Source organism: Corynebacterium stationis (genome assembly GCF_001941345.1).
GTDB lineage: Bacteria > Actinomycetota > Actinomycetes > Mycobacteriales > Mycobacteriaceae > Corynebacterium > Corynebacterium stationis.
This window is the reverse complement of sequence record NZ_CP009251.1, coordinates 2683764-2709877: the sequence shown is the minus strand read 5'-3', so window position 1 is coordinate 2709877 and position 26114 is coordinate 2683764. Positions and strand designations below refer to the sequence as shown.

General features: G+C 56.2%; 26 protein-coding genes. 8 read left to right on the top strand and 18 right to left on the bottom strand.

Going from position 1 to position 26114, the window contains the following annotated elements; all coding sequences use genetic code 11:
• Nucleotides 1-4 precede the first annotated feature (4 nt).
• Both CSTAT_RS12580 and CSTAT_RS12575 read right to left on the bottom strand, forming a co-directional pair.
• Nucleotides 5-1240: an acetyl-CoA C-acetyltransferase gene (locus tag CSTAT_RS12580; protein ID WP_075723681.1), complete on the bottom strand. Its 1236-nt coding sequence runs from the start codon at nucleotides 1238-1240 to the stop codon at nucleotides 5-7.
• Between the two features lie 41 nt (nucleotides 1241-1281).
• Nucleotides 1282-2058, bottom strand: a complete 777-nt coding sequence (locus tag CSTAT_RS12575) for an IclR family transcriptional regulator domain-containing protein (protein WP_075723680.1) — start codon at nucleotides 2056-2058, stop codon at nucleotides 1282-1284.
• Between the two features lie 90 nt (nucleotides 2059-2148).
• Between CSTAT_RS12575 and CSTAT_RS12570 the strand changes: the two genes are divergently transcribed.
• The 3 genes from CSTAT_RS12570 (at nucleotide 2149) to CSTAT_RS12560 (ending at nucleotide 5202) form a co-directional block, all read left to right on the top strand.
• On the top strand, nucleotides 2149-2892 hold the full coding sequence (locus tag CSTAT_RS12570; protein ID WP_075723938.1) for a CoA transferase subunit A: 744 nt from the start codon (nucleotides 2149-2151) through the stop codon (nucleotides 2890-2892).
• Nucleotides 2892-3539 (top strand): CoA transferase subunit B, encoded by a 648-nt coding sequence (locus CSTAT_RS12565; protein ID WP_066797052.1) that lies wholly within the window; start codon nucleotides 2892-2894, stop codon nucleotides 3537-3539. Before CSTAT_RS12570 ends, CSTAT_RS12565 begins: the two co-directional genes overlap by 1 nt.
• Before the next feature lie 253 nt (nucleotides 3540-3792).
• Nucleotides 3793-5202, top strand: coding sequence for an MFS transporter (locus tag CSTAT_RS12560; RefSeq protein WP_211273048.1), 1410 nt, complete (start codon nucleotides 3793-3795; stop codon nucleotides 5200-5202).
• Between the two features lie 83 nt (nucleotides 5203-5285).
• Here CSTAT_RS12560 and CSTAT_RS12555 read toward each other — a convergent pair whose 3' ends face one another.
• The 4 genes from CSTAT_RS12555 to paaZ all read right to left on the bottom strand — a co-directional run bounded on the left by CSTAT_RS12555 (nucleotide 5286) and on the right by paaZ (nucleotide 10110).
• Nucleotides 5286-6056 (bottom strand): hypothetical protein, encoded by a 771-nt coding sequence (locus tag CSTAT_RS12555; RefSeq protein ID WP_075723678.1) that lies wholly within the window; start codon nucleotides 6054-6056, stop codon nucleotides 5286-5288.
• Nucleotides 6057-6195: 139 nt separating this feature from the next.
• Nucleotides 6196-7716 carry a GMC family oxidoreductase gene (locus CSTAT_RS12550; RefSeq protein ID WP_075723677.1) on the bottom strand — a complete coding sequence of 507 codons (1521 nt, stop codon included), beginning with the start codon at nucleotides 7714-7716 and terminating at the stop codon, nucleotides 6196-6198.
• A gap of 55 nt (nucleotides 7717-7771) precedes the next feature.
• Nucleotides 7772-7987: a hypothetical protein gene (locus tag CSTAT_RS12545; protein ID WP_075723676.1), complete on the bottom strand. Its 216-nt coding sequence runs from the start codon at nucleotides 7985-7987 to the stop codon at nucleotides 7772-7774.
• 41 nt (nucleotides 7988-8028) lie between these two features.
• Nucleotides 8029-10110, bottom strand: a complete 2082-nt coding sequence (paaZ, locus tag CSTAT_RS12540) for a phenylacetic acid degradation bifunctional protein PaaZ (RefSeq protein ID WP_075723675.1) — start codon at nucleotides 10108-10110, stop codon at nucleotides 8029-8031.
• A gap of 47 nt (nucleotides 10111-10157) precedes the next feature.
• Here paaZ and CSTAT_RS12535 point away from each other — a divergent pair, with 47 nt between their 5' ends.
• Nucleotides 10158-10562 carry a PaaI family thioesterase gene (locus CSTAT_RS12535; RefSeq protein ID WP_066797041.1) on the top strand — a complete coding sequence of 135 codons (405 nt, stop codon included), beginning with the start codon at nucleotides 10158-10160 and terminating at the stop codon, nucleotides 10560-10562.
• 20 nt (nucleotides 10563-10582) lie between these two features.
• Here the strand turns inward: CSTAT_RS12535 and CSTAT_RS12530 are convergent, their stop codons facing one another.
• From CSTAT_RS12530 to paaI, 10 genes are all read right to left on the bottom strand, one after another.
• On the bottom strand, nucleotides 10583-11428 hold the full coding sequence (locus tag CSTAT_RS12530) for a 3-hydroxyacyl-CoA dehydrogenase family protein (protein WP_075723674.1): 846 nt from the start codon (nucleotides 11426-11428) through the stop codon (nucleotides 10583-10585).
• Nucleotides 11429-11456: 28 nt separating this feature from the next.
• A complete protein-coding gene (locus CSTAT_RS12525; RefSeq protein ID WP_066797036.1) occupies nucleotides 11457-12245 on the bottom strand; it encodes an enoyl-CoA hydratase/isomerase family protein in 789 nt (262 codons plus the stop codon).
• Nucleotides 12245-13450, bottom strand: coding sequence for a thiolase family protein (locus tag CSTAT_RS12520; protein ID WP_066797033.1), 1206 nt, complete (start codon nucleotides 13448-13450; stop codon nucleotides 12245-12247). The genes CSTAT_RS12525 and CSTAT_RS12520 overlap by 1 nt, the downstream gene beginning before the upstream one ends.
• Before the next feature lie 54 nt (nucleotides 13451-13504).
• On the bottom strand, nucleotides 13505-14281 hold the full coding sequence (locus tag CSTAT_RS12515; RefSeq protein ID WP_075723673.1) for an enoyl-CoA hydratase/isomerase family protein: 777 nt from the start codon (nucleotides 14279-14281) through the stop codon (nucleotides 13505-13507).
• Between the two features lie 11 nt (nucleotides 14282-14292).
• A complete protein-coding gene (gene paaE / locus CSTAT_RS12510; RefSeq protein ID WP_075723672.1) occupies nucleotides 14293-15444 on the bottom strand; it encodes a 1,2-phenylacetyl-CoA epoxidase subunit PaaE in 1152 nt (383 codons plus the stop codon).
• The gene (gene paaD, locus CSTAT_RS12505; RefSeq protein WP_075723671.1) at nucleotides 15444-16013 is read right to left on the bottom strand and encodes a 1,2-phenylacetyl-CoA epoxidase subunit PaaD; all 570 of its coding nucleotides are present in this window, start codon (nucleotides 16011-16013) and stop codon (nucleotides 15444-15446) included. The genes paaE and paaD overlap by 1 nt, the downstream gene beginning before the upstream one ends.
• Nucleotides 16014-16028: 15 nt before the next feature.
• Nucleotides 16029-16865 (bottom strand): 1,2-phenylacetyl-CoA epoxidase subunit PaaC, encoded by an 837-nt coding sequence (gene paaC / locus CSTAT_RS12500; RefSeq protein WP_066797011.1) that lies wholly within the window; start codon nucleotides 16863-16865, stop codon nucleotides 16029-16031.
• The gene (gene paaB, locus CSTAT_RS12495) at nucleotides 16862-17149 is read right to left on the bottom strand and encodes a 1,2-phenylacetyl-CoA epoxidase subunit PaaB (RefSeq protein ID WP_006822194.1); all 288 of its coding nucleotides are present in this window, start codon (nucleotides 17147-17149) and stop codon (nucleotides 16862-16864) included. The genes paaC and paaB overlap by 4 nt, the downstream gene beginning before the upstream one ends.
• A 26-nt stretch (nucleotides 17150-17175) precedes the next feature.
• On the bottom strand, nucleotides 17176-18159 hold the full coding sequence (gene paaA, locus CSTAT_RS12490; protein WP_066797009.1) for a 1,2-phenylacetyl-CoA epoxidase subunit PaaA: 984 nt from the start codon (nucleotides 18157-18159) through the stop codon (nucleotides 17176-17178).
• 117 nt (nucleotides 18160-18276) lie between these two features.
• Nucleotides 18277-18723, bottom strand: coding sequence for a hydroxyphenylacetyl-CoA thioesterase PaaI (paaI, locus tag CSTAT_RS12485; RefSeq protein ID WP_066841171.1), 447 nt, complete (start codon nucleotides 18721-18723; stop codon nucleotides 18277-18279).
• A gap of 185 nt (nucleotides 18724-18908) precedes the next feature.
• Here paaI and CSTAT_RS12480 point away from each other — a divergent pair, with 185 nt between their 5' ends.
• The 4 genes from CSTAT_RS12480 to CSTAT_RS12465 all read left to right on the top strand — a co-directional run bounded on the left by CSTAT_RS12480 (nucleotide 18909) and on the right by CSTAT_RS12465 (nucleotide 23187).
• Nucleotides 18909-19520 carry a TetR/AcrR family transcriptional regulator gene (locus CSTAT_RS12480; protein WP_075723670.1) on the top strand — a complete coding sequence of 204 codons (612 nt, stop codon included), beginning with the start codon at nucleotides 18909-18911 and terminating at the stop codon, nucleotides 19518-19520.
• Nucleotides 19521-19897: 377 nt separating this feature from the next.
• Nucleotides 19898-21172: an AMP-binding protein gene (locus CSTAT_RS12475; protein WP_419186568.1), complete on the top strand. Its 1275-nt coding sequence runs from the start codon at nucleotides 19898-19900 to the stop codon at nucleotides 21170-21172.
• A 68-nt stretch (nucleotides 21173-21240) separates the two neighbouring features.
• Entirely contained in the window at nucleotides 21241-22566 is a 1326-nt protein-coding gene (locus CSTAT_RS12470) for an MFS transporter (protein ID WP_075723668.1), read from the top strand.
• 81 nt (nucleotides 22567-22647) lie between these two features.
• Complete coding sequence (locus tag CSTAT_RS12465) at nucleotides 22648-23187, top strand: VanZ family protein (RefSeq protein WP_082869561.1); 540 nt, start codon at nucleotides 22648-22650, stop codon at nucleotides 23185-23187.
• A 17-nt stretch (nucleotides 23188-23204) separates the two neighbouring features.
• On the opposite strand, the gene CSTAT_RS12460 is transcribed toward CSTAT_RS12465, so the two are convergent.
• Nucleotides 23205-24512 carry a class I SAM-dependent methyltransferase gene (locus CSTAT_RS12460; RefSeq protein ID WP_066796992.1) on the bottom strand — a complete coding sequence of 436 codons (1308 nt, stop codon included), beginning with the start codon at nucleotides 24510-24512 and terminating at the stop codon, nucleotides 23205-23207.
• A gap of 47 nt (nucleotides 24513-24559) precedes the next feature.
• Nucleotides 24560-26083: an FAD-binding oxidoreductase gene (locus CSTAT_RS12455; protein ID WP_075723667.1), complete on the bottom strand. Its 1524-nt coding sequence runs from the start codon at nucleotides 26081-26083 to the stop codon at nucleotides 24560-24562.
• Nucleotides 26084-26114: the final 31 nt, after the last annotated feature.

Genomic DNA, 26114 nt, shown 5'->3' with positions numbered 1-26114 from the left:
GTTTCTAGCCTTCCTTTTCTACAACTGCTGCCATGCCCTGACCGCCACCGATGCACATGGTGGCAAGACCCAGCTGGCCGCCCTCGCGCTTGAGGCGGTGTGCCAAAGTCACCAACATGCGAGCACCGGTCGCACCAACTGGGTGGCCCAAGGAGATGCCAGAGCCCCAAGTGTTCAGGCGGGAATCATCCCACGCCAAGTCCCATTCCTGCAGCACAGCGAGTGCCTGCGCTGCGAAAGCCTCGTTGAGCTCGATGGCATCCAGGTCATCCAAGCTGACGCCGGTGCGCTCCAGTGCCTTCTTGGTTGCTGGAACTGGACCAACGCCCATGGTCTCTGGCGCAACACCTGCAACAGCCCAGCCCTTGAGGCTTAACATCGGGGTAAGCCCCAGCTCAGCGGCCTTGGCGCGGGTAGTAACAATCATGGCTGCGGCGCCATCGTTTTGCGAGGATGCGTTGCCCGCGGTCACGGTTGCTTCTTCATCCTGCTTGCCGCGGATAGACCGCAGCTGAGCAAGCTTTTCTGGGGTGGAACCCTCGCGTGGGCCCTCATCGGCGGTCACGACGGTTGGCTCCTGGCCACGCTTCTTGGCAGGAACGGTGACTGGCACGATTTCTTCCTCGAACCAGTTCTCTGCCTGGGCCTTCAGCGCGCGCTCGTGCGATGCTGCTGCCATCTGGTCCTGTGCTTCGCGGGTGAGCTTGTACTCGCGGCGAACGTTTTCAGCCGTTTCGATCATGCCGCCAGGAATTGGGTGGTTCTTGCCGCCAGCGGTCTCGCGTGCCTCAGCCAGGCGGTCACGCAGCTGCATGTCGCCGCCCTTGACACCCCAGCGGATGGAACCGTCAACGGTGTACTCGGTGCGCGACATGGACTCCGCGCCACCCGCGATAATCAGGTCAGCTGCGCCGACTGCAACGTGTGCGGCCGCGGTCATGAGTGCCTGCAGGCCCGAACCACAACGGCGATCCAGCTGCATGCCCGGTACTTCCTTGCCCAAGGCCGAGTTCAGCGCAACGATGCGACCAAGTGCTGGTGCTGCACCATTCGGGCTCGCCTGGCCCAAGATAATGTCGTCTACGTCCTTGGCGGTGATCCCGGTGCGCTCCACGATGGCATCGACCACGGTGGTAGCCAGATCTTCTACCGGAATATCCTTGAATACTCCGCCGTAGCGTCCCACTGGAGTGCGCAGTGGGGAGCAAAAGACAATGTCATTATCGTTGTGGTTGGTCATTGAAGACTCCTTCATTTATTAGAGGTATTTAAAGCTAGGGATTAATTGCTGGCCATGACCAGGTCGCGGGAAATCTCGCTTGCGGTAGATAGCAACACCGGCAAATAATTGCTGGTTAATTCATGTACAGATGTCACCGCAGACTGCGTCGAGATATTAATTGCTGCGACGACTTTGCCATCAGCATCAAAGATCGGGGCTGCAAGTGAGCGCAGACCAAGTTCTAATTCTTGGTCAACCAAGGACCAGCCTTGGTTGCGTACAGCAATGATTTCTTCGAATAGTTGCTCCTTATCTGTCAATGCACGCGGGGTCAGACCGTGCTCCAAAGGAACTGAATCCAAGAAGCTACGAATCTCGGCATCTGGCATGCCGCCCAAAATCACGCGGCCCATTGAAGTCGAGTGCGCGGGAAAGCGCGTGCCGATGGTGATGTTGACCGTCATAATTTTGCGCACCGCTACGCGGGAGACGTAGTGGATGTCTGTGCCATCGAGCACCGACATCGAACAGGATTCGCCTACCTGCGCGGAGAGTCCTTCCAGCCGCGGCTGGGCCAGCGCCGGCAGAGTAAGTGCTGACAGGTAGCTATATCCCAGCTCAAGTACTCGTGGGGTGAGCGAAAATTGGCCGTCATTATTTACGGCGTAGCCTTCTTCCACCAAGGTGTGAAGAAAGCGTCTAGCTGCCGCGCGGGATAGGCCGGTTGCAGTAGCCACTTGCGACAAGGTCTGCGATGGCGCGGTGGCATCAAAAGAGCGAATCACCATGAGACCTCGGGCAAAGGACTGCACGAAGTCACTTGAGGGACTAGTCATAACTCTCCTTCCAAGGTTGCTGCACACACCATAATTGTGCGCATTGCGAACCGTTGTACTAATGATGAACTTGAGTGTAGCATGTGGCACATGGTTGATAAAAGGACTAATTCCGCCACAGAGGCGGTGCAAGACATTGTTTCGGGATCCTCGATCGCCGTCGGTGGCTTTGGGCTGGTAGGCATTCCTACCGTGCTCATCGAAGCCCTACGCGCTTCGGGTCCAAATGACCTCACCATCGTGTCCAATAACTTGGGTGCTGATGGCTTCGGCTTGAGCTTGCTGCTCGAAGACGGTCTCATTTCCCACTCCATTGGCTCCTACATTGGATTCAACAAGGAGTACGCACGCCGCTACCTGGCGGGCGAGCTGACTGTGGAATTCACTCCACAAGGCACTTTGGCTGAGCGTATGCGCGCTGGTGGCGCAGGTATCCCAGCGTTTTACACCGTTGCCGGTGTGGGCACCCAGGTCGCTGATGGCGGTTTGCCGATGCGCTATAACTCCGACGGCACCGTGGCTCAGTACTCCGAGCCTAAGGAAACCCGTGAATTCAACGGTGAGACCTTTGTGCTGGAAACCGGTATCCGCACCGACTTCGCACTGGTGCACGCACACAAGGGCGACCGCTATGGCAACCTGTCTTTCCGCAAGACCGCGGAAAACTTCAACCCTGATGCAGCGATGAGCGGCAAGATTACCATCGCGCAGGTAGAGCACTTCGTCGACGTTTTGGACCCAGAAGAAGTAGACCTGCCAGGTATCTTCGTTGACCGCGTCGTAGTCGTCGGCGAGCAAGAAGTAGGAATTGAGAACAGGACGGTGCAAAGCTAATGGTTTGGACACATGATCAAATGGCAGCGCGGGTGGCTGCTGACCTGCAGGATGGCCAGTACGTCAACCTCGGTATCGGTATGCCCACCAAGGTCCCGGGATTTGTTCCAGCCGATAAGGAAGTTATCCTGCACTCGGAAAACGGCATCCTCGGCGTGGGCGCATACCCCACCGAAGAGCAGCTGGACCCAGAGCTAATCAACGCTGGTAAGGAAACTATTACTGCAGCGCCTGGTGCGAGCTACTTCAGCTCCTCCACGTCTTTTGCGATGATCCGCTCTCGCTCCGTTGACGTTGCGGTTCTTGGCGCCATGGAAATCTCGCAGTACGGCGACCTCGCCAACTGGATGATCCCGGGCAAGATGGTCCGCGGCATGGGCGGCGCAATGGATCTGGTCCACGGTGCTGAAACCATCATCGTGATGACTGACCACGTGACCAAGAAGGGCACCCCGAAGATTCTTAGCGAGTGCGCCCTGCCTCTAACCGGCGCTAAGTGTGTGGACAAGATCGTCTCCACACACGCGGTCTTTGACGTTGACGCTGAAGAAGGCCTTACCCTGATTGAGCTGGCTCCAGGAGTCACCCTCGAAGAGCTGAAGGAAATTACTGACGCTCCATTCAAGGTGGCTGAAGGCGTCGCCTAAGCGCCAATCCTAGCTTTCTTCACGCAATCCCAGTGAGAGTTTCGTGCTCTTGCTGGGATTGTTCTGTTTCTATGTGCGCTGCCGGGATGAAAGTGCGCTTAGAGGACATGCTGCCCTTGGCGAAGAACGGGAATTCCCCTAAAGACGTGTGGTCTATCTCACGGTTTGATAGGGCTATGTGAAAAATCATAGAAGATTTTCATACCCATTGTGGCCACACTTTAAAGGAGCAGCGATGACCACATCTTCTACTTTGCCCTCGAAGGCTTCCAAGACATGGGAGTCACCGGCTCATAAGCGTACAGTTTACGGCGTTTTAGCTATCGTAGCTATAGCCATTTTATTTGATGGCTACGACCTCGTTATCTATGGTGCCGTCTTGCCCAATCTATTAGCGGATCCAACTCAGATTGGCCAGCTCAGCCCAGCGGTGGCTGGCACCCTAGGATCCTGGGCGATGATCGGCGTGACCATCGGTGCGCTATCTGCCGGTGCTATCGGTGACCGCCTTGGTCGCCGCCGAGTATTCCTTACCGCCATCGCGTGGTTCTCACTTGGCATGGCGCTAACCGCGCTTACGACATCTGTTCTCGCCTTCGGTGTGCTGCGCTTTTTCACCGGCCTAGGCGTGGGCATCATCGTGGCAACCGGTGGCGCAATCGTCGCTGAATTCGCCTCGGCGGGTCGCCGCAACTTCTTCAACGCCATTGCTTACTCCGGTGTCCCCGCCGGTGGTGTTATGGCCTCTTTGGCAGCACTTGCATTAGAAGACGCGATTGGCTGGCGCGGACTTTTCATGATTGGCGCAACCCCTATTCTGTTCTTGCTGCCTGCCGCGTGGTTCTTGCTTCCAGAATCCCCAAAGTGGCTGGTTGCTACCGGCCGTTCCATGCGCGCGCAAGAGCTTTGTCGCAAGTTTGGCTTGCCAGAATCTCACTTCCTCACCAAGCCTGTTAGCCGTGAGGCAGCAGCGAAAGCTCACGTCACCCCATCGAGCCCCACAGGCAAATCCGGCTTTGCCGCAATCTTCTCCCGTGTATATCTTCCCGGAACCCTGCTTATCGGCACGATGAGTTTCATGGGTCTGCTATCTACCTACGGCCTTAACACCTGGTTGCCTGTGATCATGGAAAATAACGGTGCATCCGCAGCACACTCCATGTACACGCTGCTGTTCCTCAACGGTGGCGCGGTTGTCGGTGGCCTATTTGCCTCCATGATTGCCGACCGCGTCGGCGCGAAGGCAGTTATCACCGTGACCTTTACTTTGGCCGCAATCTCCTTGATGATCCTGCCGTTTACCAATAACGTCTACCTGACCTACATCCCAATCGTCATTGCTGGTGTTGGCGTGCTGGGTACCCAGGTTCTGACCTACGGACTGACCTCGAACTACTTTGATACCTCCGCGCGTGCCGCAGGCGTTGCCTGGTGTGCTGGCTTCGGTCGCCTCGGCGGCATCGTTGGTCCGATGGCAACGGGTCTTATGATTGGTGCCGGCTTTGGCCCCACCTGGGCATTCGGTATGTTCGCCGGAGTCGCCGTCATCGGTGTAATCTGTACCGTCCTGATTCCGAAGTCCCCTGCAGTTGAGCAGGTAATATCCACCGAACCCACCGTGTCCCCACATGCATCTGCGCGGGTTACTGAGGGCGTTTCTTAAAACACAACCTTCTAACAACGCGATACACACATAAAAATGAGGCTCAGGGAAAATTCCCGAGCCTCATTTTTGTCTATCCATGGCTAATTCTGATCGCGGTTAGCCCAAAACCCTGCACCGAAGGATAAAAAGACGGTGCCATCGAAGACATTACCGGCCTTAACCTGTGTATCACCGGGGAAGAGGACTGGTAGATCGCCGGCAGGATAATTGATGGTGGCGATGAGGAAAGTCTGCTTGGTCAGCTGATTCGTGCGCTTTTTGATCTCAGCAATCTCGCCCACGAGCTTGGCATAAGGACTCAAATCACGCGGGCTAAAATCCTGGTGGAATTTCTCTGCGGAGGGACTAAACAGCATATTCGGGGTGGTCTGCTGGTTACCGTCGGCGTCTTGGGAGGTAAAGGCGTTGTCGGATGCAGCCCAGGTGGCGGCGTCATCGAAAAGCTCATACTCTTTTGCCCAGGCGCTCAACGCGCCTTGCGGAGTGCGAATACTTTGACCCCCAGCTGGATTGCCTGGAGGCAGGGCGAAGAATTCATCGCTCGCGGCAATGACATTGTTGAAAACCTCACCGTTATCGGCGCGGCGTATAGCGACATGCGCGATGAAATCCCCCACGCGGTACGCGGTGGCATCAATCGGGGTATCGGTTAAGAACCCGGGATTAGTCCGCCACCCATCCTCATCTTTAAAAGCAGACATCCGCGGGCCGGTTGGATCTTGATAGACCACTACACCTTCAAAACCGGGAACGGTGAGGCCTTTACCGCCGGTCTCATCCATGAGGTCATACATCAAGTCATCGAAGGAATCATAAGTGAAACCCACCGCCGTGTATTCGTTGTCCATCATGATTAACAGTCTAAAGCCTGTTCGTCATCACGGGGGATTTGATGAGTTTCGCCTATGTCATCGCAGTGTATTGATGTACCGCCACATTCTTGGGCTGCCGGATGGGCACAGCTTGTGTCATCAGCGCGTGAGAAACGGGCTAGTTCACATCATCGAGGATGAACTTCGCGGCGCGTTCAGCAATCATGATGGTCGGGGCATTGGTGTTGCCAGATGGAACCAGCGGCATGATGGAAGCATCGGCAACGCGTAAGCCCTGCAGACCGTAAACGCGCAGGGTATGTGGCGAGACCACGGCAAGGGCATCGGTGCCCATCTTGCAGGTGCCAACTTGGTGGTGATAGGTCACTACGCTGCTGCGCACGTAATCTTCTAAGTCATCGTCGGAAACATCTGCGCCGGGGTAGATTTCCACGGGACCCCATTCGGCAAGGGCTTCTTGGCGGCCGACTTCGCGGGATTCTTTGACGGATGCTACCAGCGCATCCATATCGGATTGCACGCTGAGTACTCCCAGGTCGAGTGCAATCGGGTCATCATCTTCCGGACCAGTCAGGGTTAGCTCGCCGCGGGAGGCCGGACGCACCAGTCCGCCCATCAGCGTAAAGGCATTGGAGGGGCCTTCCATGTCCTCGTTGTACATCGGGACAGAAAAATACAACGGCTGGGTATCCGGCACGGCCTTATCCGGAGCAGACTTGGTAAATACGTGTACTTCGGCGGGCAGGACAGCAGAGGCTGGGATTTCCTTTTCGGTGGCTTCAAAAATAACGGGGGAGAGAATATGGTCGTGCAGATTCTTGCCCACACCAGGTAAATCATGTGTCACGGTCACGCCCAGAGCTTGCAGTTCTTCAGCAGGACCAATGCCAGAGCGCAGAAGAATTTCGGGAGAGTTCAAAGCGCCAGCGCAGAGGATGGTTTCTTTCGCATAAAGCTTATCGATGCCACTCTCACCCCTTATTTCCACGCCCGTGACAGTGTCACCGTCCACAATTACGCGTTGGACCTTGGCGTCGGTGATGATGGTGAGGTTGTCATGATCTGCAGCTGGCTTGAGGTATGCGTGCCAGGTGTTGAAGCGATTGCCTTCTTTGACATTCGCCTGAATCCGGCCGATGCCTTCGGGGTTGCCGGAGTTGTAGTCTTCATTCAAGGGAATGCCGGCTTGTTGCCCGGCTTCCAACATGGCGTCTTGCAGCGGATTGGTTTCATAGTCGCTGCGGACATCCAGAAGGCCATCGTGCCCGCGGGTTTCTGGGTCACCTTGAGGATAGTTTTCAATAGTCTTGAAAGCTGGCAGCACCTCATCCCAAGACCAGCCGTCACAGCCAAGATATGCCCAGGTGTCATAGTCTTCTTTTGCCCCGCGCACCCAGATGGTGGCGTTTAGGGCATGGGAGCCGCCCATGACCTTACCGCGTGGAATGTGTAGTTCGCGATTGTTCGCGTGCGCCTGCGGCAAAGTGCGGTAGTCCCAGTCTTGCTCGCTGTGCCACAACTTTCCCAGGTCATAAACCTTGGTGATATCCGGGTTGGTGTCAAAGGGACCGGCTTCGATAATGGCGACGGTCTTGCCGGCATCGATAAGCCTGCGCGCAATGACATTTCCCGATGAACCCGCACCCGCAATGATGAAATTAAAATTCTGCCCAGCCATGAACGACCTCCAATAGTGTGTTGTGTAGCAATATTGGAGTTAAATGTAAGTCAGTTCACTTGGGTTGTCCGGTATTTCCGCGCATTCCAGTTGTCATTGCGTGCAGAGGTCCTTTCAATTCGTCGAGCGGAACCGAAAGCGTGGTTTGAGAATCAGGGCGGAAAGAATAAGAGCGCATGTCTTCCGAATAGATGCGGACGGGCGTGCCCATGAGCCCGGATTCGAGGACAACATTTCCGAAAAACAGTGATGACAGTTTTCTCTCTTCCATGTCACCACTGTACGGAAATGGCTAGCAGCGGCACTTCTGCATTACTTCTGCGCGTAGATGGTGTCCACCTTTTCCACCAAGGTCAGTACGTCGTAGGATGCGACGAGAACATCATCTTGGTTGTAGAGGGCGGCGTCCCAGCAGACTTCGCCGTAGTCATCGGTGACGCGCGGGGTAATTCGCTTGGCGGTGAGCTCGATGCGTATGGAATCGTCATAGGTTACTGGCTCGATAAAGCGCAGGTTTTCCAGGCCGTAGTTGGCAAGGACTGGACCTGGAGCAGGTTCGACGAATAAACCAGCGGCCCAAGAGACCAGCAGGTAACCGTGTGCCACACGTCGTGGGAAGAAGGGGTTGGCCATGGCGGCTTCTTCATCGGTGTGCGCGTAGAAGGTATCGCCGGTTTCTTTCGCAAAAGCCAGGATTTCCTCAAGGGTGACCTTGCGCAGGTCAGAGGCGAACTGGTCGCCAATCTTGAGCGTTGCCAGGTCCTTGCGGAAAGGATGCACACCGGTGCCGTTGATGACATCCTGACGGGTCACGCGGTTGACTGCCGCGCCGCGGTGCCACTGGCCAATCACAGCAGTCAGGTGGTCCGGACTGCCCTGAATCGCGGTGCGCTGCATGTAGTGCAAGATGCCGCGGATACCGCCGAGCTCCTCACCACCGCCTGCACGACCTGGGCCGCCGTGGACCAGGTGTGGCAGCGGGGAGCCGTGGCCGGTGGAAGTCTTCGCATCCACGCGGTCTAGAAAGTGCACGCGGCCGTGGTAGGCAGCAATACCGCGGCCATACAGTGCGGCGAGTTCATCATCGTGAGTAATAACAGAAGCCACCAAGGAGCCAGCACCCTTGGCGGCGAGTTCGACTGCCTCAGTCGGCTCGTTGTAGCCGATGACAGAGATGACCGGGCCGAAGGCTTCGGTTGAGTGCACGGCTTCCGCCTCGGCGTCATCGAAACGCAGGATGGTCGGCGCGAAGAATGCGCCCTCGAGCTTGTCGGCGCCGCCGTAGACGACCTCGCCGCCGGCATCGATAAGCTTTTGCACTGCCGATGCCACATCGTCACGCTGCTCGATAGAGACCAACGGCCCCATCGTGGCATTTTCGTCGCGCGGATCGCCGGGCACAACCTTGGACTCCAGACGCTGCGATAACGCTGCGATGAATGGCTCCACCAGGTTATGTGGCACAATCGCGCGGCGAATCGCAGTACACTTTTGCCCAGCCTTCGAGGTCATCTCATTGAACACAGCCTTGGTGTAGGCCTCAAACTCCGGGGCATCTTCGGTGACATCGGTGCCCAAAATTGCAGCATTGAGGGAGTCTGCCTCCGCGGAGAACTGAATCCCGCCTTCCAGCACATTCTCGTGCGCGCGCAGGGTATTCGCCGTCTGCGCCGAACCGGTAAAGGCCACGTGGTCGCGGAAATCCAAGTGGTCAAGCAAGTCGCGTGCGGAACCAGAAATCAGCTGCAGCGAACCATCCGGCAAAATTCCTGACTCCAGCATCAAACGCACCAGGGCCTGGGTGACAAAACCAGTCGGCGTAGCAGGCTTGACGATGCTCGGCACGCCCGCAATAAACGACGGCGCGAACTTCTCCAACATGCCCCACACCGGGAAGTTGAAGGCGTTAATCTGCACCGCAATACCCGGAATGGTGGTGTAGATATGCCGGCCGATGAAAGATCCGTCCTTGGAAAAGACCTCTGGCTCGCCATCGGTGACCACGTGCGCATTCGGCATCTCACGGCGGCCCTTCGACGAAATGGTGAACATGGTGGAAATGCCGCCATCGACGTCAACAAAATTATCGCGCTTATTCGCGCCCGTCTTATGCGCCAATGCGTTAAGCTCATCGCGATGGTCCTGTAAGAAGATGGCCAGTTCTTTAATCTTCAAAGAACGCTCATGAATGGTTAGCTCTTGCAGGTTCTTACGGCCGATATCGCGGGCATAATTAACCGCAGCGGCAATATCTAAACCTTCCGCGGAAACGCGCGCGACAATCTCCCCCGTCGACGGGTCAGCAACCTCAGTGATACGCGTTGGATTGTCCGGTGTAAGCCACTTTCCAGATAAAAAGCTGGGGACGATGGTATCGATAAGGGAGGTAGTCATGGTTGCCTTTCTAAAAATACTACGAAGAAAAAGAAGAGAGAAGAAGAATGCAAAAGTATGAGCCGTGGACGATTGAGCTGGGAGAGCTCGATGAAAAGATGGGTGTGAAGGTACTTGAGCAATCAGCCACCAAGGTTGTTGCCACCATGCCTATCGATGGCAACCGGCAATCCCTCGGTCTGCTCCACGGCGGGGCCATGGCGTGTTTGGCTGAAGCAGTTGGAAGCTGGGCGGCCGTTATTCACGCCTCTACCTTGGGAAAGGTGGCCGTGGGCGTGGATATCAACGCCACCCATCACGCTTCCGGCTATGCCGGGATGGTCACCGCTACTGCCACCGCATTGCACTTAGGCCGCAGCCTGACCAGTCATGAAGTTGTCATTGTTGATGAATCCGGCCGCCGTTTATGCACGGCGCGTATCACCAACGCTGTTATTGAGAAGAAATCGTAGATTTTTCTCAATAACAGCGTTTAAGAGGTTTCGGAATAGTCATAGAACCCCTTGCCGGACTTGCGGCCGAGCTCGCCGCGGGCGACCATGTCCCGCATCAGCTGCGGCGGAGCAAAGCGCTCACCTAGGGTGGACTCAAGGTACTCGGCGATTCCTAGGCGGACATCGAGGCCGACAATATCGGTCAGCTCCAGCGGACCGATGGGGAACTTGTAGCCCAGCACCATCGCATTATCGATATCGCGTGCGGATGCCACGCCTTCTTCCACCATGCGGATGGCTTCTAAGGCGATGGCAACGCCCAAGCGTGACGATGCAAAGCCTGGTGCATCTTTAACCACCACTGCCGTCTTGCCTAGGTCTTCAACCCAGCCTTTCGCGGTCTCCACCAAAGTTTCCGGAGTAGATTTCGCGATGACGACTTCCACCAGCTTCGAGGCTGGCACTGGGTTGAAGAAGTGCAGGCCGATCACATCATTAGCCACGGTATCTGCCAGCTGTGAGACCGACAGTGAGGAGGTATTGGTCGCGATAACCGCCTCTGGTGCGGCCTTTGCGATATTGCTAAACGCCGTGGTCTTGAGCTCCATTGACTCTGGAACCGCTTCGACCACGAGGTCGAAACCAGCGAACTCTGCAGTGTCCGTAGATAGCGTCAGACGTTCTGCCCAGGATTCGAAGGTGCCTTCGGCACCGCGGTCGATGGAACCTTGAATCGCCTTTTCCACGCGGGCTTTCGCGGCCGCAACCGCGTCATCGTTGATGTCGACGACTTTCACATCCGCGCCAGCGGCCAAAAAGGCGTGCGCAATGCCCGCGCCCATGCGGCCGCCGCCGAGCACCCCAACCTTTTCCGGTAGAGCCATGTTCCGTCTCCTTAAACTCTTCTGATTCTTACTTCTTCTTGCGGTCTAAAAATGCCTGCATACGGTCAAATTTTGCTTCGGATTCAAAGAGCACCGCCTGCGCGATATTGTCTATTGCAGGATGCGCTTCCACGGGCATATCGAAAAGCTGCTTGGACAGCCGCACCGCCAGCGGATCGAGTGCGGCAATCTTCTTCGCCCATTCGCGGGCGCCGTTCTCGAGTTCTTCTGGTTCAAAAAGTTCGTTGACCAGATGTGACTGCGCGGCTTCCTCGCCGGTGAGTACGCGTCCGGTCAGCAGAATCTCTTTTGCCAGTGGGTTGCCCACGGCTTCTTTCAACCGCCACAGCGCGCCTGCACCAGCGATGATGCCGAGGTTCGCCTCTGGTTGGCCGAATTTCGCGCCGGGCGTGGCAAGCCGGAAATCTGCTGCCAGTGCGAGTTCCAAGCCGCCACCCAAAGCAAAGCCGTCGATGGCTGCAATGACTGGTGAAGGCAACTTCGCTATCCGGTGAAACACGCCCGAATTAATCCCGCGCAGTGCATCCTCGCGGCGGCGCTCCCGCAACTGCGCGATATCTGCGCCAGATGCGAAAATCCCGCGTGGGCCCTTGGAGGTTTCCGCAACGCAGCCGGTAACTACTAGAATCTGCGGGTCACGCTCGAGGATTCCACACAATGTGTGGAATTCCTCCACCATGGTTTCATCGATCGCGTTGCGGACTTCGGGCCGGTTCATCCGCGCGATAATATAACCGTCTTCCTCGGTGACTTGCAGCGCCGAGAAGTCCTTGGTGGCAGTGTGAATATCAGTCATTAGACCCTCTCAATCGCAATCGCCGTGCCCTGGCCGACGCCAATGCACATGGTGGCAATCCCGCGGGTGCCACCTTCGGTTTCTAGTCGGTTGAGCAGCGTCAGTGTGATGCGCGAGCCGGAGGAACCCAATGGATGGCCCAGTGCAATCGCACCACCCCACGTATTGGTCTTGTTTTCATCCAGGCCCAGCTCACGGATACATGCCAAAGATTGTGTTGCGAAGGCTTCGTTGAGCTCTACTGCATCTACTTCATTGAGGTCCCAGCCCGTGCGGCTGAGAATCTCCCGCGTTGCCAGCACTGGACCCATTCCCATGATCTCCGGTTGTAGACCACGTGCGGCATTCGCCACCACGCGGGCACGGGGTTTTAGCCCTAGCTTTTCGATGCCTTTTTGCGAGGCCACAATGACCGCGGAGGCGCCATCGTTAAGTGAGGAAGAATTGCCGGCGGTGGTGACATCGCCAAGCCTGGTCACCGGGCGTAGTTTGGACAGCACCTCTGGCGTGGAACCTGGGCGTGGGCCTTCATCGGTATCAACGATGGTGACATTGCCCTTGCGGTCTTTGACCTCCACCGGCACGATTTCAGCGTCGAATTTTCCATCTGCAATCGCAGCGAGTGCGCGCTCATGGGAGCGGGCTGCGAAAGCATCGGCATCTTCGCGGCTGATGTTAAAGACCTTGGCGACTTCCTCGGCGGTCTCGGGCATGGAATAGGTCATCTTGTCCATGCCGGTGAACTTCTTGTTCACAAAACGCCAGCCGATGGAGGTGTCAAAAACCTCGCCGGGACGCGCGAAAGCCGTTGTGGGTTTTTCCATGACCCATGGTGCGCGCGACATAGATTCCACGCCGCCGGCCAGTACGATATCCGCCTGACCGGACTCGACCATGGCGGTGGCGAGCGCAATTGCCGACATACCGGAGGCGCACAGGCGGTTGACGGTAATACCCGGCACGGTATCCGGATAACCAGCGAGCAGCCAAGCCAAGCGCGCGACGTTGCGGTTTTCTTCACCCGCGCCATTGGCATTGCCGATGATGACTTCATCCACGGCCGCGGGATCGAGTCCTGCTTCTTCGACGGTCTTTTGAATAGTCAGCGCCATCAGGTCATCGGGGCGTACCGATGACAGCGCGCCGCCGTACTTTCCCACCGGGGTTCTAAAACCTGACACCAGGTATGCACTTGAATCAGTCATGCTTGTCCTTCTTGCTTGTATTTAACTAGGAACTATTAAGTCGTTCTGGCTGGTCTAAATACCTTTAAAGACGGGGGCGCGCTTTTCATTAAAAGCGGCGAAGCCTTCGAGGTAGTCCTCGGATGAACACAGCGCGCCTTGGGCAAAGTTCTCATCGTGGACCGAGTCCCACAGCCCAGTCTTGGAGTCGCGGATATCGGCGATGAGTTTCTTTGAGGCCACAAAAGCCTGCGTTGCGCCGCGAGCTGCGCGTTCAACTTTTTCGCGGGTGAATTCCAGGAGGTCATCGGCAGGCACTGCGCGTGAGAACAACCCGGCTTGGACGGCTTCGGCGCCGGAAATCATGTCGCCGGTGACAATCAGATCCATCGCGCGGTGTGCGCCGAGCCTTTCGACGAAAAGCGCGTGCCCACCTGAATCCAGCGTCGCGCCGAGATTCGCAAACGGTGAGCCGAACTTTGCGTCTTCGGCGACGTAGACAATATCTGTGGCAATGGCCAAGCCGAGCCCGACGCCGAGGCAGACACCATGGACTGCAGCGAAGGTGGGGGCAGGAAACTGCGACATCTGCTTGAGCACCGGGGTGACCTTGTTGGCCAAGTAGTCGGTTGCGTCATCATCACGTGGATCCAAGCCCTTGATGTTGCGCCCGGCACTAAAACCGCGGCCTTCCCCACGCAGAAGAAGCGCGCGAACGCTGGCTTGTTCGGCCTCGGTGTACGCCTGCGATAGCTCGGTGAGATCCTCAGGTGCCAGGGAGTTCATGGCCTTAGGATTATTGAGCACGACCTCGGCAACCGTGCGGTCCTCGTTGAATAATAAGTCAATCATGTGCCGCCGCCTTAAGCATCAAAGTCAAGCTTGATTGAGGCGGTCTTTGGACGGGACTGGCAGGTGAGGATGTAGCCCTTTTCAATCTCATCCTTTTCCAAAGCGAAGTTCTCGGCCATCTCTACTTCGCCTTCGACCAGCTTGGCGCGGCAGGTGCCGCACACGCCGCCCGCGCAGGCGAAAGGAACATCGGGACGCGCTCGCAGCGTGGCGTTGAGAAGAGTTTCATTGGCGGATTCAGGAGATTCCACCTTGCCGGATAAACCATCGAGGTTGAAGGTGATTTCCACATTCTTGCCATCGGGATCTGCTTCCACGTGGCGGCCAGTTTGCTGCTGGCTGCCAGTGGGCTTGCCCGTGGTAAAGAGCTCATAGCGCACGGCCTGTTCATCGACCTTGCGGCCATTAAGTTCATCGCGGACGAGCTGGACGAGTTCAAAAGGACCGCACAAGAACCACTCATCGATGGCTTCGGTACGAATGACATTATCGAGCAGAAGCTGCAGTTTTTCCGAGTCAATGCGACCGGAGAACAATGGGTTCACACGCTGTTCGCGTGAGAGCACGTGATGCACAGCAAAGCGGGTTGGGTACTTGTCCTTGAGGTCACCGATTTCCTCGGCGAACATGACTTCGCTGCCGCCCTTGTTGGCAAAGATCAACTCGAAGGTGCTGTCATCGCTTTCGGCGAGGACGGTCTGCGCAATCGCCATGATCGGCGTGATGCCAGAACCCGCGGCGATTGCCACCAGGTGTGGATTATCAATCTTGGAGATTTCCTCGCGGATGACCTCAGGGTTGTTCAAGCCCGTGAGGTGGGTCTTGGACACGAACGCGCCCTGCGGGTTCATCACGTCAATCTGCGTGCCCGCTTCTAGAGTGTCATTGGCCCAGGTGGAGAAAATACCGCCACGGTCGCGCTTGATAGCAACGCGCAAACGCCCAGGACGCGGTACATCACAGATGGAGTAGGAACGGCGGTGTTCCTGGCCATCAATCATCGCGCGCAGTGCAACGTACTGGCCGGGGATGTAGTCATAGTCATCCTGAAGTTCTTCGGGGATATCGAAGGAGACTTCCACCGCATTATCGGTAAGCGGACGAACCTTGGAGACCGTCAACGTGTTGAACGTGGCCTTTTTCTTTTTCAGCGAAGCAGTCATTAGTGCACCTTGAAGTAATCGAAAGGTTCAAAGCAGTCGCGGCAGCTGTACAGCGCCTTGCAAGAAGTCGAACCAAATTGGGCGAGTTTAGAAGTATTTTTAGACCCACAGCGCGGGCACGCAATCGGTGTCGGCGCAGCAAGTGTTAAAGGAATCGGGCCACTTTTCGCAGCCTTGCCGGTAGGAGGTGCAATGCCATATTCGCGCAAGTTCTCCCGGCCCTCTTCGGTCATCCAGTCCGTGGTCCACGCTGGTTGCAGCACCAGATCAACAGTGACTTGGTCAAAGCCGGCGGCCTTTAAGGCATCGGTGACATCGGCGGTGATGTGATCCATTGCGGGGCAACCTGAATAGGTGGGCGTGATGGTAACTATGGCTTTGTCACCAACGAGCTTCGCGTCGCGCAGGATGCCTAAGTCAGCAATGGAGATAACCGGGATTTCTGGATCCGGAACCCGTGCTGCAATATCCCACACCGCAGCATCCTGCTCATTGACAGGACGAAGCGGGTGGTCAGAAGGGCTAACGGTGGGTTTATCAAAAGGGTGCGGGGATGTTGCGGCAGACATGGCTAAAGCCTCCTTCTACCAGGTTGCGCCAGGGTGCTGGCGTGCCAGCGATTGCATTTCGGCCAAGATATAGCCGCGTTGTTCAGAAAAGCGTCCGGTGCGCTGACTCGATCGCGCGGGTTTGACCTGGGGGATTTCTACGTTGGACTTCTCCAGCACTTCGGTGATGCGTCCAAGTGCTTCATCACGCAGGGTTGACGGCAAGACGGCGATGTCTTTTGCGGCCAACTCTTTGTGTAGTTCCAGGTCCTCGAAAAGTTCTTCCAGGTAAGGCCACATGTAGTAGATGCCAGCGGAGATGCGGCGGTGTGATTCCTCAGTACCAAGACCTAGGCGCAGCATCCACTGGTTGGAGTGGTCAACGTGGTATTCCACTTCCTTAATTGCCTTCGCAGCAATCGCAGCGATGGTCTCATCAGCAGAGTCCTGCAGCTTGCTATACAGCGCGTACTGGTAGTGCGAGAAGAGCAGTTGCCTAGCGATGGTTTGTCCGAAGTCGCCATTTTCCTGCTCCACCAAACGTGCTGAGCGGAACTCTTCTTCGGTGCGGAAATACGCCAGGTCATCTTCGGTCTTATCCCACGCGCTGGCCGCGTAGGTGTAGAAAAAGCGCGTGTGCCCAATTAGGTCGAGTGCGATATTGCCGAGCGCGATATCTTCTTCCATCTCTGGGGCGCGTGAAATCCACCAGCCGAGGCGTTGGGCGAGGATCAGGGCGTCATCGCCAAGCATGGCGGCATACTGCGCGACCTGGTCATCAGCCTTGATACCGGAGTTACGAATATCTTCAGTAGAGATTGCATTACCCAAAGATTGGGTGGTTGCGGAATCTGCTGCAGCGAATCCACTCATAGGTGTGGCACTCCTTCGCTCTTGTTGTAGTAAGTAGCGTGGCGGTAAGCCTTGCCCTTTGCGGATTCGAAGAAGCCGCCTTTGGAATCTGGGTCGGTGGAAGAAATCGCTTCAGATGGCACGACCCATACGGAGCTGCCCTCATTGCGGCGGGTGTACAAATCGCGGCCATTGCGCAATGCCATCGTGGCATCAGGCGCGTGCAAAGAACCAGCGTGAACGTGTGACAGACCGCGGGAGGAACGAACAAAGACCTCCCACATTGGCCATTGGTTTTCAGTCATGGGGTGACTCCTTAAATATCAGGGGATTAGGCCGAGAGTGCGGATTCGGCGCCGTGGTACTTCTTGGCAAATTCAGCAGCAGCCTCACGAACCCAGGCGCCGTCTTCATGTGCCTGGCGGCGGCGCTGCATACGCTGCACGCTGCATGGGCCTTCGCCCTTGATGACTTGCTTGAACTCATCCCAGTCCAGCTCGCCAAAGTCGTAGTGGCCGCGTTCTTCATTCCACTTCAGGTCTGGGTCTTCAAAGTGCAAGCCCAATGCCTCTGCCTGCGGAACAATCATGTCGACGAAGCGCTGGCGCAGATCGTCATTGGAGAAGCGCTTGATATTCCATTCCATGGACTGCTGGGAGTTCGGGGAATCTGTATCTGGTGGGCCGAACATCTGCAGTGCCGGGCCGTAGAAACGGTTAATGGCTTCTTGTGCCATCTGCTTCTGTGCCTCGGTGCCGTGCGCCAATTCGTAGAGGATCTCCCAGCCCTGACGCTGGTGGAAGGACTCTTCCTTACAGATGCGCACCATCGCGCGGCCATAAGGAGCATAAGAAGCGCGGCACAGTGGAACCTGGTTAACAATCGCAGCACCATCAACCAGCCAGCCGATTGCGCCGATATCAGCCCAGGTGCGCGCCGGGTAGTTGAAGATGGAGGAGTACTTGGCGGTGCCATCGAGAAGCTGTTGCACCATCTCATCACGTGAGGTGCCCAGGGTTTCTGCCGCGGAATACAGGTAGAGGCCGTGGCCGGCTTCGTCTTGAACTTTCGCCATCAAAATGGACTTGCGCTTAAGCGATGGTGCGCGGGTAATCCAGTTGGCTTCCGGCTGCATACCGATGATTTCGGAGTGTGCGTGCTGGGACACCTGACGCACCAGGGTCTTGCGGTAGGCCGCTGGCATCCAGTCGGTAGGTTCGATGCGGGAGTCGGCGGCGATGAGTTCGTCGAAAAGCTTTTGTCCGGCGGCGTCGTCTTCGCCAACCGAGCTCAGGGAGCGAGTCGTGGCTGTCATGGTGGCAACCTTCCTGTGAAAAGTTCATTACTTACTGACTGGTTGGTCAGTATATGGCCAAATGTGATCCACGTCAATCTTTAGCGAAGATTTGACGTGGATTTAGTGCAGGACGAGCTACTTGCGGGCCTCTGGCTTGCTGGGAAGTTGCCGGAAAGTGCCACGGAATTCGGCGATGGGCTGGCCTTCTTTGGTGAGCTGAACATCTACGATGCCGTTGCGGCCCCAGTGCTGTTTGATTTCTGCCGTACCGCGGATTTCATCGCCGTTAAAGGCAGGGGCGATGTAGTGGATGGAATTGTGCACGGCCACGGCGACTTTGCCGGGGGAATTGCACGCCCCGGCGAAAAGTGAATCGGCAAAGGTAAATAGAAACCCGCCCTGGGCGGTGAGGTGCCCGTTGCACATTTCCGGGGTGATGGTAAAAGTGCCCTCGCAGCGGCCGAGGGATAAAGATGTGATGGTGATGCCGAGATTCGCGGTAGCGAGGTCGTCGGCGAACATGGTGCGGACGTGGGCGAATTGCTCTTCTTCGGCGACGCCGGGTGCCAAAATCTTGCGCATGCTGTGCTCCTTGTGCGGGAAATTCTGCGCAGCCATGCGGAAACTAGAGGTTTAAAGGGTGTGGTGGTCGAAAGTGTACATGCTGACTGTCCGTTCGGTTTCTTTAACGCTGTGGACAGCGCTTATCAGCACATCTGTGGGGCGGGGGCTATCTGAAGTGAGGTTTCTTTGCTTGAATGTAAGACGTGAACCCACCAGTGAAAGTTACTCCCTCTCCCAACCGCGGGCGCCCCGGCTATTCCCGTGATGATGTCATCGATGCCGCGGTGCGTGAATTTAACCAGCGTGGCTATGAGGCAACAAGCATGGGCCATGTTGCCAGCGTGCTGGGGATTTCTAAGTCTGCGCTGTATCACCATATTTCTTCCAAGGAAGAGATTTTGAAGTATGCGGTGACCCGCGCCCAGGATGCGCTCGATGGGGTGGTGGATAAGGCGGAGGCAAGTGCTGCTTCGCCAGGTGAGAAGGTACGGGCACTGATTTATGGCTCCATTGAGGTGCTGTGTGCTGACCAGGAATCGGTGACTTTATTGCTGCGTCTGCGGGGTAATTCCGAGTTGGAAATGCGCGCCCTGCAGCGACGACGGGAATTTACTCGCCGCGTGATTCCGCTTATCAATGCCGCGCAGGCTTCTGGGGAGATTCGCTCTGATCTGGATACCGGCGTGCTCACGCGTTTGATGTTCGGCACCGTCAACTCAGTTATTGAATGGTATGAGACGGGTGGGCGTCTCTCACCCGATGAGATTGCCCGCCATGCGGTCGTGTTGCTCTTTAACGGTGCTGCACAACGCTAGTTTTTGCGTGGATTTGCTCTCGGGGGATTTCGCTGTATTTGCGATGTGGTTAAAAAAGATTTTTAATTGTGTTGCAAGTAACACGCAGAGTTGGTACGCTTCAACCATGATTTACCTGACCGATTGGTAAGTCAGTAAGTGAATTTTTGCCACGCAAGGCGCTGCGCGCGCGGACATCTGGTCAGAGTCTGCGACTTCTTCCAATGTTGCGAAACCCTGAAGATCGCGCTGTGGTGGCAAGTTCGGATGACATTTAGATCTCTGCACAGCCAGTGGGAAACCTGGTTTAAGGGTGTGGACCCCCAGACTTTCCCGATGAGAAAGGCAATACCTTGACCGCCATTTTTGACATCTTTTCTGACAATCACGGCCCACAGATGGGCATTGAGTACGCATCCCGTGATGAAATCATCGCGCTGCAAACCCAGCGCGCGAAGAACAAATTGCGCCACGCGTACTACAACGTGCCACACTACCGCCGGAAATTTGACGAAATCGGCGTGCACCCAGACGACTTCAATGAACTTTCCGATATGGCTAAGTTTCCGTTCACTGATAAATCCACCCTGCGCGCCGAATATCCCTTTGGCATGTTTGCAGTTAAACAGCACCAAATTGCGCGCATCCACGCCTCGTCTGGCACTACGGGTCGTCCCACCGTGGTGGGGTACACCCACAACGACATCAAGATCTGGTCAGAATTGGTAGCGCGTTCCTTCCGCGCTGGTGGTCTGCGGCCATCCGATAAGGTCCAGGTGACCTTCGGCTATGGTCTCTTTACCGGTGGCCTCGGTGCGCACTATGGCGTTGAAGAACTTGGAGCCACCGCCATTCCGACCTCCGGCGGGCAGACCGAGCGTCAAATCCAGCTCATGCAGGATTTTAAACCAGATGCCATCTTGGGCACCCCGTCCTACATGCTGACACTGTTGGACCGCATGAAAAAAGAAGGCATGGACCCGCGCGAAACTTCACTGCGCGTAGGCGTCTTCGGTGCTGAGCCGTGGTCTGAAGGCATGCGCCACGAACTTGAAGAAGGATTCGGAATTGACGCCACTGACATTTACGGTCTTTCCGAGGTCATGGGCCCTGGCGTAGCTCAAGAATGCGTGGAGACCAAAGATGGTCTGACCGTATGGGAAGACCACTTCTACCCAGAAATCGTGCACCCAGAAACTCTCGAGCCGCTTCCTGATGGTGAATATGGTGAGCTTGTCATCACCACCTTGACCAAAGAAGCGCTGCCGATAATTCGCTACCGCACCCACGATCTCACCCGCATTTTGCCAGGCACCGCGCGTTCCATGCGCCGCTTGGACCGCATCACCGCACGCAATGACGACATGATCATCTTGCGCGGCGTGAACTGCTTCCCGTCCCAGTTCGAAGAGATCATCACCGAAGACCACCGCTTGCGCCCGCGCTATCAGTGCGTGCTCTCGAAGAAGGGCCGCATGGACCACCTCACCTTGTTGGTGGAGCGCGACCCGCAAGCCACCGAAAAGGACGTGGAAGATTCCACCGATTGGCTGGGCAAGCAAATCAAGCAACGCATCGGCGTCACCGTCGAAGTACTTGTCCAAGACCAGGTCAATAGCGGCGACGGCAAAGCCAAGCGCCTCGTTGACAACCGCCCTAAAGATGACCACTAAAGCTCTAACCCCCCGATACCTTAAACCCCGACGCCTATCGTCGCCGATTTCCCGGAGGTTTGTAGGACATGACTGCTTCTACAACTTATAACCCACAACCAGCCGCGGGCATGACCGCTGAACACAAGCGCGTGCTCGCAGGCTCCATGGTCGGAACCACCATCGAGTGGTTTGACTTCTTTATCTACGCCCAAGCAGCCGGGCTGATTTTCGCTGCGCAGTTCTTTGACCCTGTGAGCAACGAGAATCCTTCGCTCGCGCAGATCATATCGTGGGCGTCGCTGGGTATTTCTTTCCTCTTTAGGCCACTCGGCGCGATTTTGGCGGGGCACCTCGGTGACCGTATGGGACGCAAACCTGTCCTGGTTATCACCTTGTTGGGCATGGGCGCAGCCACTACGCTCATGGGCCTGTTACCGACTTACCACGCGATCGGTCTAGCCGCTCCAATCTTGCTGGTGCTTTTGCGCATCTTGCAGGGTATGTCCGCCGGCGGCGAGTGGGGCGGTGCGGCGCTGTTGACCGTCGAGCACGCTCCGAACGGTCGTCGCGGATTCTTCGGGTCCTTCCCACAAATCGGCGTACCCATGGGCATGGCACTGGCCACCATCTTCATGCTGGTGCTCTCCGCCATCTTGAGCACTGAGCAATTCCTCGCCTGGGGCTGGCGGATTCCATTCTTGTCCTCTATCGTCCTGATTGCATTGGGCTACTTCATCCGCCGCGCGGTGGAAGAATCTCCAGCGTTTGAGGAAATGCAGGAGCTCAAGAAGGACTCGTCCGCACCCCTGGCAGTTTTGTTCAAGAGCCACTGGGCTACCGTCTTAAAGTGCGCATTGATCTTCGCCGCAAACAACGCGATTGGCTACTTTGTCATCGCCTATTTCCTCGCCTACGGCACCAAGTACGTGGGTTATGAGCGCACCGATGTGCTCGGCGCATCGCTGGTAGCCTCCGCGTTCTGGCTTGCTTCAACACTGTACTTCGGTAAGCTATCCGACCGCGTCGGCCGCAAGCGCACCTTCATCATCGGTTATATCGCACTCGCCATCTGGTGTGTCCCGATGTGGATGCTCGTTGACACCGGCTCCATCGCGATGTTCTACCTCGCAGTCATCGTCACCGGCGCCCTATTGGGTCCGACATACGGCCCAATGTGTGCGCTTTTCGCCGAGATGTTCCCCGTCAAGGTCCGACTGTCTGGCGTCTCTATCGGCTACGCGATCGGCTCCATCATCGGCGGCGCCTTCGCACCAATGATCGCAGAAATCCTCTACACCACCTTCAACACCTCTATGGCGATTGCTACCTACAGCGTGGCCATCTCGCTCATTTCGCTCATCGGCGTCCTCATGGTGCCTAAGGGCATTCAGGATAAAGACTTGCACGTGTAGATCACATGTAGAAATTGCTTTTGGCAATTGCCATACTTCGGCCAGTTGCTTTTAAGATCCACCTGTTAAGTTAGGTCAATCATGATCTCAACTTCGACCCGCATGCCCCAGGTGATGAAGCCACAGCGCAGTATTTCTGTGCCTGTGGCTATCGCCTTGTCCACAATCATCATTGTGTTGGTGACTTTGGGCAAGCCTTTCGTGGACATTCCCGGAGTGGTCGATGGATCAGCGCATGCTATTCGCAGCATCGATGCGCAGCTTTTCGATAGCTTCGACCGCCCCAATTATTGGTACGCCCCCTGGACGAACTCGCTGGGCAATACCGCGCTATTTATGCCGCTCGCGGCTGGTATCTATGCGCGCACGAAAAGCTTTATCGCCGCCGTTGGCGCCAGCTTTTTCGGCTCGATGGGCATTGAAATAACCCAGTACGTCTTCGCACTGGGTTATACCGATATCGATGATATTTTCTTCAACACCCTAGGCGGCGTGTTAGGTGCCGGTGCGCTTGCGCTAATTCCGCAACGCGAGCACCGCGGCCTGATGCGCCTGCTGGTCATCTTGCTCGCGATGCTCTTGGGTGCAATGACCGTCCTCGGACTCCGGTATCACGTTTAGCTCACTAAACGTGATACTTAGAAGATGGAATCGCTCCACCAGCGGCGCTCGGGCAGGCCAGCGCGGCCGCCTTCCTCGTCAAGCTTGATGCCGACGAACTGGTAAAGATTGACCACGTTGTGCTCAAAGCCCCACTCAGAACCTGCCATGTACATTCCCCACAGCTTGGCGGTAGGCAGGCCAACCAGTGCCACGGCCTGGTCCCAGTTACCCTTCAAGTTCTCACACCAATCCCGCAGCGTACGCATGTAATCAAAGCGCAAAGATTCGGTGTGGACTATCTCGAAACCAATATCTTGCATCGACCTAGTAATCGTGCCGGAGCCAGATAACTCACCATCGGGGAAGATATAGCGGTCAATAAACGTCCCCTTGGCCGTCTTGTGATTATCAGGGTATGTGATGCAGTGGTTGAGCATCACGCCGCCTTCATGCAGCTTGTCGTGCATAAACTCAAAGAAGGCTTGGTAATTATCCACGCCAATGTGCTCTAACAAGCCAATGGCGGAAATGCCGTCGAAGCCGGATTCTTGCACATCGCGGTAGTCCAAAAAGCGCACTTCCGCTAAGTCCTCGAGGCCTTCTTCTTTGATCTTTGCCTGCGCCCAATTAGCTTGCTCGCGCGAAAGCGTCACGCCGAGCGATTTCACCCCGTGACGTGCAGCGTAGCGCACCATGCCGCCCCAGCCGCAGCCGACATCCAAGTGCGTATTGCCGGGCTTTAAGTTGAGCTTTTCAAACACCAGGCGGTACTTATTTTCCTGCGCTTCGTCCAAGCTGGCGTCTTCCGTGGGGTAGTAGGCGCAGGTATAGGTCATCGCTTTGCCTAAGAACAGCTCATAAAAATCATTGCCGACATCGTAGTGGTCGGAGATAACATCCGCGTCGCGCTCTTTAGAGTGCCGCGATAAGCCGCTGCGAATGGTGCGTTCAATCCACGAAGAGCGCTCTACCTTTGGCACCGGTTGCACCTGGATAGCGCCCATAGAACCTAGTGAACGCAAAATCTTTGCCATCGTCGCAAAATCTGGTTTCCTCGTCTTGCCGTTTAGCTCGCGCAGGGCGTCAAAGATGCCGTAAGGGTGCGCTAAATGCTCCCCTTCTACCGTAAGTCCCTCGGTGACAAAAGCGCGCGCCAGCCCAACATCGCCAGGTGCCGTCACGATATAAGACAAGCCCTCTGCGGAGTTAATGTTCACCGTGTACTTCGACTCAGGTGAACCAGAGGTGGAGCCGTCGAAGGCTTTCCAATAAAAGGGGTTATGGCCGTCGATGAATGCGTCAATAATTTCCCCGACAGTCATGGGTTGAAATGCAGTACTCATCGTTAAGATCTACTTTCTTGTGCTCGATATTTAGTGTTGTTATGCAGTTATTGACCGCTGACGGTCTTTTCATACAGGCCAGGAAAGCGCTGGTGTGGGTCGTAGTTGTCCTTGAGTTGGTGAGGCAAGGTTCCGCCGTAGAGCTTTTCGAATTCCTCGCGGCTATAAAAGGCCTCGGAGTACAAGGACTTGTGCCCGCCAAGTGCAGATACTTGCTTTTCGATGACCCGGTTAAACGCACCTGGCTGCGCATCCGCGGAGACGTGGTCACCGGGAACCGCGGACCAAAAACCGAAGTTAATCCACGTGGTGTTCGTATCAAGCGGATACAAAGGCCACGGTACGTTGGCATCTTTGGTTGTTTCGCCTGTGCCAATTAGCACGGCGGACGATGCCCTTAACTTAATCGGGCACAACCAGACCGGCTGAATATCGCACGCGTCAAAGAACCACGTCAGCCAGTCAGCGATGTGGTTGACGGTGACTTCAATGTCTTGGACTACGCGTTCGCGGTGCGGTTCGCCCTTGCGCTTATTAATCAACCTGTGCTCGACATCGTATCTGCGATCGATGCCGATCAACTTCCAGTAAAAAGAGCTGCGGCGCAGCTCACGCGGCCACAACTTGCGGATACTGGGCTGTTGCGCGCCAAATGCGCGGGAGCACCAAAACCAGTCGGTATCCCAGCGCCAAATATAATCGCGGATGGTCAACCGGTCGCGCTTAATTCCTGCGGAGTGATGCAAAGAGCGGTAGTAGATTTCATCGCGCGTGTAATCAGACACCGGCCCTGGAGCGTCCGTTGCTACCGCGAGCACCAGATAGGATTCTTCCGGTGAAAAAGATACGCCATCAATTCCGTGCAGCGGCTGGCCATCAAATTCCTGGCTCTCAACGTAATGCGCAACGGCATCTTCATAGGTTTCTACATTATGAAAGCGCACGTGGTTTAACTCGATGAAGTCCGCGACTTCTTCCAGCTCAATTTTTAACCGCACGGCATAGCCCAAAGAGCCATAAGAGTTCGGGAAAGCGCGGAATAAATCCACATTCTTCTCCCGTGAACAGGTCACAATCTCACCCGTGCCGGTGAGAATATCCATCTCCAGCACTGATTCATGCGGCAGGCCATTGCGAAAAGACGTGGACTCCACACCCATGCCGGTTACCGCACCACCTAAGGTGATGGTCTTTAACTGCGGAATGACAAAAGGCGCAAGCTTATGCGGCAATGTCGCATCGACTAAATCCTCATAGGTGCACATGCCCTGTACTTGTGCGGTGCGCTCCACCGGATCTACTTCGATGACCCCGTTCAAGCCGCTGACATCTAAGCCCGCCGACTCGCCAGTGCGACCGCGAAAGAGGTTCGATGTTTTCTTCGCCAACCGCACGCGCTGCCCGGCAGGTACCGCCGCGAAGCTTTGAGCGAGTGTCTCTACGCCCTGCTTGTGGCGGTGCCACCCGACCGGAATAATCTCTTCCGCGTCAACGCTACGCTGCTGGATTAATGACCCTAGGGCATTAGTGATGCTGCCCCCGATGCTTAGCAAATTCTGGGAAACACTCATGTAAGGCCACTTTAATCCCTTTTGCGCCCGC